Consider the following 587-nt stretch of genomic DNA (forward strand, 5'->3'; position numbering starts at 1 on the left):
TAGAGATATAACTTTCTTGTTCACCATTATTTATCCACTCTAATTCTTCTTCTTTACGTCGCTTACTAAAGTAGAGTCCGAGCGCTCCGATTGCAGCTAGACTTATCATTAGATAGAGAAATTGATTTCCACTCCCACCTGCAAAGGGTAAGATAAAGTTTATAACCGTGAGTTGCGTCGTGGCTGTCACATAATCACCACTTGTTGTTTGACCAGAGTTGATAAAGTCGCCCACTGTGTTAGCACTTGGACTTGCTGTTGCTTTCCAAGTCGTATAGTCCGCAGCTCCTTTAGCAGTTAAAGCATAATACTTTTCACTATAAGTCCCCACGACCAATTTGTTTTTGGGTAAGTTAACGGTCATGTTGTTGACCCAAACATTATTACCTGCTCTGTCTGTGATAATCACCCCGACCGGAACATTATTGACAGATGCAAAAGCATTAGTGCCATCAGCATTTGTCGCGCTAAGAATATCCGAGCTTGGGTTGTAAGAGCCGGCTTTAGGAATGATATGCTGATTATTTGCCGAGATAGTCGTTGCGTCAGCGACGGTTAGTGTGGTTGTTGAACTTACCGTATATTTT

1 protein-coding gene is annotated in these 587 nt (G+C 41.9%); it reads right to left on the bottom strand.

What is annotated here, in order from left to right; all coding sequences use genetic code 11:
* Nucleotides 1-587, bottom strand: a 587-nt coding sequence (locus tag BAZO_RS10835) for an LPXTG cell wall anchor domain-containing protein (RefSeq protein WP_003331547.1), incomplete at both ends; no start/stop codon positions are given.

This window comes from Schinkia azotoformans LMG 9581, assembly GCF_000307855.1.
Taxonomy (GTDB): domain Bacteria; phylum Bacillota; class Bacilli; order Bacillales; family Bacillaceae_J; genus Schinkia; species Schinkia azotoformans.